7 protein-coding genes are annotated in these 8,846 nt (G+C 49.8%); 3 read left to right on the top strand and 4 right to left on the bottom strand.

Translation table 11 applies throughout. The annotated features are described in order from the left end of the window. Positions 1 to 353 precede the first annotated feature (353 nt). Complete coding sequence (locus BZJ17_RS13965; protein ID WP_077641117.1) at positions 354 to 2,318, top strand: bifunctional 2',3'-cyclic-nucleotide 2'-phosphodiesterase/3'-nucleotidase; 1,965 nt, start codon at positions 354 to 356, stop codon at positions 2,316 to 2,318. 78 nt (positions 2,319 to 2,396) lie between these two features. Then, positions 2,397 to 2,849 carry a GNAT family N-acetyltransferase gene (locus BZJ17_RS13960; protein WP_069589663.1) on the top strand — a complete coding sequence of 151 codons (453 nt, stop codon included), beginning with the start codon at positions 2,397 to 2,399 and terminating at the stop codon, positions 2,847 to 2,849. 89 nt (positions 2,850 to 2,938) lie between these two features. Here the strand turns inward: BZJ17_RS13960 and BZJ17_RS13955 are convergent, their stop codons facing one another. After that, on the bottom strand, positions 2,939 to 4,570 hold the full coding sequence (locus tag BZJ17_RS13955) for a methyl-accepting chemotaxis protein (RefSeq protein ID WP_077641116.1): 1,632 nt from the start codon (positions 4,568 to 4,570) through the stop codon (positions 2,939 to 2,941). A gap of 371 nt (positions 4,571 to 4,941) precedes the next feature. After that, the gene (locus tag BZJ17_RS13950) at positions 4,942 to 5,550 is read right to left on the bottom strand and encodes a LysM-like peptidoglycan-binding domain-containing protein (RefSeq protein ID WP_198534170.1); all 609 of its coding nucleotides are present in this window, start codon (positions 5,548 to 5,550) and stop codon (positions 4,942 to 4,944) included. 125 nt (positions 5,551 to 5,675) lie between these two features. Here BZJ17_RS13950 and BZJ17_RS13945 point away from each other — a divergent pair, with 125 nt between their 5' ends. Beyond that, positions 5,676 to 6,296, top strand: a complete 621-nt coding sequence (locus tag BZJ17_RS13945) for an FKBP-type peptidyl-prolyl cis-trans isomerase (protein WP_069589667.1) — start codon at positions 5,676 to 5,678, stop codon at positions 6,294 to 6,296. A gap of 47 nt (positions 6,297 to 6,343) precedes the next feature. Here BZJ17_RS13945 and BZJ17_RS13940 read toward each other — a convergent pair whose 3' ends face one another. Together BZJ17_RS13940 and alr are read right to left on the bottom strand one after the other, a co-directional pair. After that, positions 6,344 to 7,171: a transporter substrate-binding domain-containing protein gene (locus BZJ17_RS13940; protein WP_077641119.1), complete on the bottom strand. Its 828-nt coding sequence runs from the start codon at positions 7,169 to 7,171 to the stop codon at positions 6,344 to 6,346. A gap of 198 nt (positions 7,172 to 7,369) precedes the next feature. Continuing rightward, positions 7,370 to 8,608 (bottom strand): alanine racemase, encoded by a 1,239-nt coding sequence (gene alr, locus BZJ17_RS13935; protein ID WP_069589669.1) that lies wholly within the window; start codon positions 8,606 to 8,608, stop codon positions 7,370 to 7,372. Positions 8,609 to 8,846 lie beyond the last annotated feature (238 nt).

Here is an 8,846-nt window from a genome sequence, read left to right as displayed (position 1 = left end):
ACCTACCACGAGGCAAGGACGCTGTTTAAGCTGAGCAAAGAGGGGGAGATAATCCATGATCGCGCATTCCCTTGATGACAATGCAGCCACTATATCGCCCAGCAACTATTACCTGAAATTCTATAAATTCATTTTTTATTCTTTTTTGTGATTAATAGTCGCGTACTTATCCGCTGAAATCACTCACGTCCATCTACCACGCAATGATGACGGTCTCAAAATTCCGCTTTCCTCAACACTCAACTCCGACAAAATGACAGAAGCCGATCAAGACCACAGCTTTTGTCATAATGTAAGTTGCATAATGGCGCCGCTTGATACCTGACGCACACTTTTTTACTGGAGACTTTGTTATGCGTTTGATGCCTTCTGCGGTCGCTACAGCGGTAGTTGCCGGCCTGCTTGCTGCCTCTGGCAGTGCCTTTGCCGACACCGTTAACCTACGTGTGATTGAAACTACCGACATTCACACCAACGTGATGGACTACGACTACTACAAAAACAAGCCCTCGCAAAAAATCGGCTTGGTCCGCGCCGCCACTGTGGTGAAACAAGCACGTGATGAGGCACAAAATGCCCTTTTGGTCGATAATGGCGACCTGTTGCAAGGCAGCCCAATGGGCGATTATATGGCCAGCAAAGGTATCAAACCCGGTGAGGTGCACCCTGTATATAAAACGATGAACTTGCTCGATTATGAAGTGGGTAACATCGGTAACCATGAGTTCAACTACGGCTTAGCGTTCCTAAAAGAGTCGATTAATGACGCCAACTTCCCGTATATCAATGCCAACGTGTTTGATGCAGAGACTGGCGAGCATTACTTTGACCCGTATTTAATTAAAGAATACCAACTCAAAGATGAAGACGGTGACAGCCACACCATAAAAGTCGGTTACATTGGCTTTGTCCCGCCTCAGATCATGACGTGGGATAAAGCCAATCTTGAAGGCAAAGTCATTGCCAAAGACATTAAGCAAACCGCTGAAAAGCTTGTTCCAGAGATGAAAGCCAAAGGCGCGGACGTAGTGGTCGCTATTCCACACTCTGGCGTCTCTCAAGCACCGTATAAAGCGATGGCTGAAGACTCTGTCTATTACCTCTCAGAAGTCGATGGCATTGACGCGATTGCCTTTGGTCACTCACACGCAGTATTCCCAAGCGATGATTTTGCCAATATTCCCGGTGCCGATATTGAAAAGGGCACCATCAATGGCGTGGCCAGTGTGATGGCCGGTCGCTGGGGTAGCCATGTCGGCGTGATAGATTTGAAGCTCGAGCAAGTCGATGGTCAATGGCAAGTGGTGGATAGTGAAGCGCATGCTCGCCCAATCTTTGATCGGACCAGCGGAAAAGCGTTGGTCGATGCCGACAAAACCCTGCTCAACGCCGTTGAAAAAGACCACAATGCCACTCGTGAGTTCGTTAATCAGCCAATTGGCCAAGCCAATGATGTGATGTACTCCTATTTGGCTTTGCTCCAAGACGACCCCACCGTACAGATTGTTAACTTGGCACAGCAAGACTATGTCGAGCGTATGATCCAAGGCGATCCCGACTTAGCAGAACTGCCGGTACTGTCTGCTGCTGCGCCTTTTAAGGCCGGTGGTCGCAAAAACGATCCGAGCAACTTTACCGAAGTGGAAGCCGGCCAACTGACCTTCCGTAACGCCGCCGATCTTTACCTGTATCCAAATACCTTGGTCGCACTGAAAGTATCTGGCGCCGAACTCACCCAATGGCTGGAGTGCAGCGCTGGCCAATTTAACCAAATCAACCCCAATGCGAAGCAACCTCAGACGCTTGTGAACTGGGACGGATTCCGTACTTACAACTTTGATGTGATTGACGGGGTAGAGTACCAAATTGATATTACTCAACCTGCTCGTTACGACGGCGATTGTAATGAAGTGAATCCAGACGCATCACGGATCGTCAATCTCACCTATCAAGGCAAACCGGTTGACCCCGAGCAAACCTTCTTGGTCGCCACCAACAACTATCGCGCTTATGGGGCGAAGTTCCCGGGCACCGGCAGCGATCATATTGCCTTTGCCGCGCCGGATGAAAACCGCACCGTGGTCGCCAACTACATCAGCCGCGTGAGTGATGAAAAAGGCCAAGTCACGGTGAGTGCTGACAACAACTGGTCCATCGCCCCAATAAAAGGCGATGCTATCGTGCACTTTGAAACCTCACCCCGCGAGAAAGCCGCGCAGTTTATTGAGCAAAAAGGCCGCTGGGCGATGACGAAAGCAGGTAAAGATGACGTTGGCTTCGCGGTCTATCGCGTCGATTTAAGCCAACCTCGCCAATAAATAGCCTGCACAATAAATAGTCTTTGAATACCGCAGCTTGTCTGCGGTATTTTTTATCTTTAATCAGGAGGACGTCTTATGGAATGGCAACGGGCAACCTTTGACACACTGGATACTCGCACTTTATTCACATTGATGAAATTGCGTGTCGATGTGTTTGTGGTCGAGCAGGCGTGTGCTTACCCAGAGCTAGACACACATGATACCGCACCAGACACCGTGCATTTACTGGGCTGGCTGAATGGCGAGCTAGCCGCTTATGCCCGTATTCTTGCACCGGGCGCGAGTTACTCTGGAAGCAGCATTGGCCGCGTGATCATTGCCCCCGCAAATCGCAGCGGGCGATGGGGGCATCAGCTCATCCGCCAAGCCATTCAAATATGCCAACAGCAATGGCCCGAGCAAGACATCGAAATAGGCGCTCAAGCTCACCTACAACACTTTTACCAAAAGCATGGTTTTGTAGCCTTTTCCGAGCCCTATCTGGAAGATGGGATCCCACATATTGATATGCGCCTTTCCACTCCATAAAAAAATCCCGCGACAGCGCGCGGGATTTTATGTCTAGGCAAATAACAAGCGTGTTGAGTTCAGCTGTTTCTTTGCGAGCGTCCGTGGCGTTATTTGGTCAACCGGAAACGCTGCATGGTGCTTTGCAGTGAGTGCGCCAACTGGCTGAGCTCGCTGCACGCTTGCGCGGTTTGATCCGCACCACCCGCCACTTCTTGTGACGARTCRTTGATGCGCTCAATRTTGCGGCTTAGCTCATCGGCAACCGAGTCTTGCTCACCACAAGCACTCGCAATCTGCATGCCCATATCGGCAATGTTCTCAACCGATGTTTCGATGCCACGGATCAATTGTTGCGCTTGGCTACCTTGCTCCACACACTGCTCAATACTCTCACGGCTTTGAGTGGTGGCATCGCGCGCTTGGGTCGCGAATTGCTGGAGCTTCTCGATAATTTCAGTAATTTCACCCGTCGAGTCCTGAGTACGACCGGCCAGTGTGCGGACTTCATCGGCTACCACCGCAAAGCCGCGGCCAGACTCACCGGCACGCGCCGCTTCGATCGCCGCATTCAGTGCCAACAGGTTAGTTTGCTCGGCGATATCACGAATAACATCCACCACAACGTTGATTTGCTTCGACTGCTGGTCCAACTCGTTGACTGTGTCACCCGTTTTACGCATGTCTTCTGCCACTTTGGTGATAGATCCCACCATGCTATCGACATCACGTCCGCCGAGGCGCGCCTGCTCACTGGCTTCGTTAGCCGCGGTCGACGAGCTTTCGGTATTCTGCGCAACATCCGCGACAGTGGCTTTCATTTGCGCCATCGCAGTGGCAACTTGTGAAATCTCATGTTGCTGACTTTGCATGCCGCTTGAAGTTTGGCTAGACACCGCGCTGACTTCTTCGACCGCACTGCTTAGCTGGGTCACCGCGGCAATCACTTCTTCAATCAGCGTGCGTAGGCTATCTTGCATGGCGATACTCGAATCTGCCAACTGCCCCATTTCATCGTTACCGATTTGACTACGATCTAACTGGTAAGTCAGGTCGCCTTTGGCAATGGCAGACGATTGTTCCATCACCAAGCGCAGAGGGTTGCTAATAGACCGGGTAAAGACCATCGCAATCGCAACCATGAAGGCAATCACTGCGATTAACACCACCAAAATGGCCGTGCTGATCATCGAGACTTGCTCAAGAATCGAGGTACGGTTTGAGGTAATAAAGCCTTGAGTTAACTTTGACATTTCAGTCAAGCTTTGGTCGAGCTTCTGATAGGTTTCAAACGAGCTGTAAAGCACGCGCTGAGCTTTCTCGAGCTCGTTGCTACGTACTAGCTGAGGAAACTCGCGTAATTGGTTGTTGTAGTCACGCCAGTGCTTTTGAATACGGGTAAAAATCGCTTTCTCGTTGTCGTACCACAGGGTTTGTTCGTACGCATCCAAAGACTTGGTAAGGCCTGCTTTGATTTCCTCTACACCCTGAAGGGTCTCTAGGCGCATAGCAGGATCAGCAAAAGTGATAGTGGCATACTGGTCTTTACGTAAATCAACCGCAACTTGGTTAATACGCTCAAGCTCCAATACCGCAGGTAGGGTATCGTCAGTAAAGTTCAACATGCTATCGCGCATGCCTTTAACTTCAGTAAACATGTAAAAGCCAAAGGCAGCTACGGCAATGGCAATCAGAGAGAATGCAGCAGCAAACTTCTTACCAATTGATAAATTCTTCAACATGGAAAAGCGAGTCCTCAACAGATTTATGGTTAGCGTGTCAATGCCTGGACATCCATGTTGAGGCGGCTTGCGTGTATCCCCTACACAGCCGGCGCGAATACTAGCACAAAAATTCACCAAAGTGTGACATAAAACTCATTATTTACTGAAAAAGTATGTCATACACGCTGGTCAAATTCGCAGGCACAGGCGCATAAATTAGCGAATAATCGCTAAATCCCTTCAAATCACAGCATAAACCCAGCCATATTGACTGATTTATTAAAAAGTAGATGAAAAAAACACCAACGGCGAATTTATCGACAAGGAAGTTTAAAAAACAAACAGACGGGGAAGTGAAGGCACGGTGACCCCGTGCCTGAAAAAAAGGACTAGCGTTGGCGCGCAAAGCCTCCATCCGATAAACGGAAATACAGTACGGACTGACCTGCCTGCGTTTCCACTTGAAGAATGTCGAGCGCGCCGCTGTCGGTGCGCTTAAACCGAATCCATTGACCCGGCTGGATACGGCTAATGGGTTTTCCTTCGCCTTCGATATTGGCAATCGCGTAAAGATCGGTCAGCGCCAAGTCATTATCGCGAAACACCTTAGCAAGCGTATCTCCTTGCTCAATTTGGTGACTGACCCAGTCATTTTCCGGCGTGGAAGGTTGTGATGCCTCCGGCTCCGAGCTGTCTGTCGACGTAGCACTGCGTTTGGGTTGTGCCTGAGTATCAATCGCCACAGAACGCCGCTCCTGAGGCTGCGCGGTCGTTTCAGTCGAGGACGGTGCAGGCAATAGGCTTAGTACTAACACCAAAGGGACCAACACCATTAATAATCGTTGGTGCAAACGAGGTAGGCGAAGCCAAGCGTGGCGTACTGTGCGTACCCCTACCATGTCTTGCCACTGCCCTTTTCTATTGGATGAAGAAGCGAGCATTCGTCCCCATCTCACGCACCAATCTTTAAATTGTGTACGCATTGCTGTTAACTTCATTGCCACTCCGCGCATATTTTGATGTTTTACCCTCATATTGGACGCCTTTTGCGTACAAAAGTTTACCCACGAAACCATCACCTGTTATCCTTTCACACTTTATTCACGCAAAAAAGAGAGACGTTATGTCTGACGTACAACTAGAAACCGTCGAGCAAAAAGCAAGCTATGGCATCGGCCTACAAATGGGTCAACAACTGGCAGGCAGTGGCCTTGAAGGCCTACAAGTTGATGCGATTGCTAAAGGCATCAGCACGGCACTGGCTGGCGAAATGCCAGAAATCGAAATTGACGACATCAATAACGCCCTACGCGAGCTTCACACAAAAGCAGAAGAAGTTCGTCAAGAAGCTGCAAAAGCACAAGCGGCTGAAGGCGATGCTTTCTTAGCGGATAACGCAAAGCGTGATGAAGTGACCGTGACCGAATCTGGCCTCCAGTACGAAGTGCTAGTAAAAGGTGACGGTGAGATCCCAACCAGCGATAAACAAGTGCGTGTTCACTATCACGGTCAATTGATCGATGGCACTGTATTTGATAGCTCAGTAACGCGTGGCGAACCTGTTGAGTTCCCTGTGACTGGCGTGATCAAAGGTTGGGTTGAAGCTCTACAAATGATGCCTGTGGGCTCAAAGTGGAAACTCTACATCCCACAAGATCTTGCCTATGGTGAGCGTGGTGCTGGCGCCGCTATCCCACCATTTGCGGCACTGGTATTTGAAGTCGAGCTGCTAGATATCCTATAAGGATAAGGCGGTTTCTATTGCAAAGCGATGCCTCTGGCATCGCTTTTTTATTGGCGTTGGCAAAGTTGCGATGTAGCGATCCCATCTGGATATTGCGCTTCACGGTAACCATATTTTTTTACCCGCTCTAACATCTGTTGGCTCCCCATATACTTGGCTTGCGCCTCATCAAATTGCTCCAAAAACGCATTATCTTCTTTACGAAAACCAATACCGATATAGTGCCCTGTTTGGCTCGTCGCTCTCGCCGGATCACTCACAGAGAGGCTATCGGGTGCCTGTTTAGCAAGGTATAACGCCGTGAAATATGGTACCGCTCCTACCTCAGCACGCCCCTCTTTCACGGCGGAAAGAATTTCAGCAGGCCCGGGGACTTGAATAATCAAAGACTCGCTGAGTCCCGCATCACGCGCCGAGGTGGTCATGTTGTATCCCACCCCCGTCACCAAACGCGCGCTTTCACGTACAACGTCTGGATAATCATGAATATCTTTGGGGTTACCTTTCGGCACAATAAAGGCGTCGCGAAAGCGCCCTATAGGCTCAGAAAATGCAATTTTCTGACAACGACTGCTAAGGATATACATCCCGCCGGTGATGATATCGAATCGCTTCGCGCGCAAACCGGGAATTAATCCGCCCCATTCAGTGAAAACAGGCTCGATATGGTTGATCCCCATGCGATTCAATATATCGATGGTATAGTCATTAATCAGCCCAGTAGGTTTGCCATCACTGTCCAAGTAAGCCCAAGGCTTTTCATTCGCAAATCCTAACCGCACAGGTTTCCCCGCTTCGATACGTGCGTTTAGCGTCTCTGCCGACACAGAGCTAATCAAAAGCAGACTGGCGATAATAATGACGATTTGGCGCATGGTGCGTCCTTGAGACCCTTCACGGTCAATCAGTGATGATGTAATGTTAGTAAAAACCAACACCTCGCCTTAAAAACTAAGCACACAATAGCTAAAAACGCCAACCTATCCGTCCCCACAATTGCGACAACACGTCGCAGGTTCGCAACATGAATTCAGGGATAAAAAAGCCCGGCTCGGGCCGGGCTTAGGTTGAGATTATTGCACGTACTCACGTGGGTTGACTGCGCCCCACCAGCTGTAGATTTCTGGGAAGATCACATCCGCGTTGCTTTCGTACTCCACCGCCCCAATGGTTTCATCGCCTTGCTGGCCGAATAGCACCACTTCATCATTAGGTGTCACTTGATCAGCAATATCTGTGACATCCACCATAATGGTGTTCATCGATGAAACACCAACCACAGGCACACGATGGCCTTTGATCAACACATCGGCATTGTTCCCCATTTTACGCGGGAACCCATCTGAGTAGCCGACCGGCAAATTGGCAAGAATAGAATCACGCTCGACCGTATAGGTGCTGTCATACCCCACAGTACTGCCCGCTGGTAAATGGTGTAAAGACGCGACCTTGGTCTTGAAGCTCATGATCGGCGGGAACTCGCGATTGGTTGGTTGATCGCCGTAAAGCACGCCGCCGGGACGGACCATATCAAAATGGCCTTCTGGCACGTTCAAGGTAACGAAAGAGTTGGCGGCATGGATTAGCACCTCTTCACGCTTTAAGTTGGCCTGTTCAATCAACCAATCGCTGTTGGACTTAAACTGCCCCAGCTTACTACGCACGTCTTTCGCACTGTAATTCGGGAAGTGCGTCATGATGCCCACAACGTCAAAGCGTGCGTCTGAAGCAATATCCAGTGCAGTTTGCTTGCCGTAGTCTGATTCCATCTCAATACCGTTTCGGCCCATGCCACCGGCGTTAAAGGCCATATGTACAGGGATGACAATATCGTGCTTGTCGGCAAGTTCACGCAGTTGCTCTGCTTGCTCGGCCGATCCCACAAGCTCTTGGATATTGAGTGCCAGACCACTTTCAATTTCTTGCAATGTGGCGGAGCGCACTCGCATGATTTCACCGGTGAAGCCACCGTCACGAACGGTACGTGCTTCTTCGTTACTGGCAATCGCAATACAATCAATGCCATTAGCGATAACCACAGGCAAGAGACCCGCAATCCCATTGCCATAAGCATCCGCCTTCATCACCACACACATTTTGGTGCCATCAGAAAGCTGTTGCTGAACACGTTGAATATTGTCATTAAAAGTGGCGGTGTTCACTTCCAGCCAACCATTGCCATGGCCCATATAACGCGAGCTGCTGGTGTCTGTGGTCGGTGTGGTTGACGAGGAATAATCAAGAAAGGCTGGTGCGCCAACCGCAACGACACCCGCTACGGCAAGGGCGACTAAAGAGAGTTTTTTGTTCATAAGCTTCACTGTTTGTCACGTGGGTTCGGCGTCCGTGACGTGTATGGAGGGACATAACCCTTCCTTCGCTTCCTGATTGCGCGCGCAATTTATATCACAGAAAGCATCACGGTTGATGGATAACTCAATAAAAAAGATAGACAAACACCGTCGTTTGAACAAAAAAAAGCGCCACTTTAATTCGTGACGCCTGTAAGTGACGCATGTAAGTGACGCCTGTCCGTCACACAGAGCAATA

It is taken from the genome of Salinivibrio sp. IB574, assembly GCF_001996205.1.
In the GTDB taxonomy this organism is placed as follows: Bacteria; Pseudomonadota; Gammaproteobacteria; order Enterobacterales; family Vibrionaceae; genus Salinivibrio; species Salinivibrio proteolyticus.
Note: the sequence above shows the minus strand (reverse complement) of the source record. Positions and strands in the feature narration are given on the sequence as shown.

Coding starts and splice junctions, on each gene's coding strand:
- alr (WP_069589669.1), bottom strand. CDS start 8,608: ATGAACAAAAAACTCTCTTTAGTCGCCCTTGCCGTAGCGGGTGTCGTT.
- BZJ17_RS13960 (WP_069589663.1), top strand. CDS start 2,397: ATGGAATGGCAACGGGCAACCTTTGACACACTGGATACTCGCACTTTA.
- BZJ17_RS13940 (WP_077641119.1), bottom strand. CDS start 7,171: ATGCGCCAAATCGTCATTATTATCGCCAGTCTGCTTTTGATTAGCTCT.
- BZJ17_RS13965 (WP_077641117.1), top strand. CDS start 354: ATGCGTTTGATGCCTTCTGCGGTCGCTACAGCGGTAGTTGCCGGCCTG.
- BZJ17_RS13945 (WP_069589667.1), top strand. CDS start 5,676: ATGTCTGACGTACAACTAGAAACCGTCGAGCAAAAAGCAAGCTATGGC.
- BZJ17_RS13950 (WP_198534170.1), bottom strand. CDS start 5,550: ATGAAGTTAACAGCAATGCGTACACAATTTAAAGATTGGTGCGTGAGA.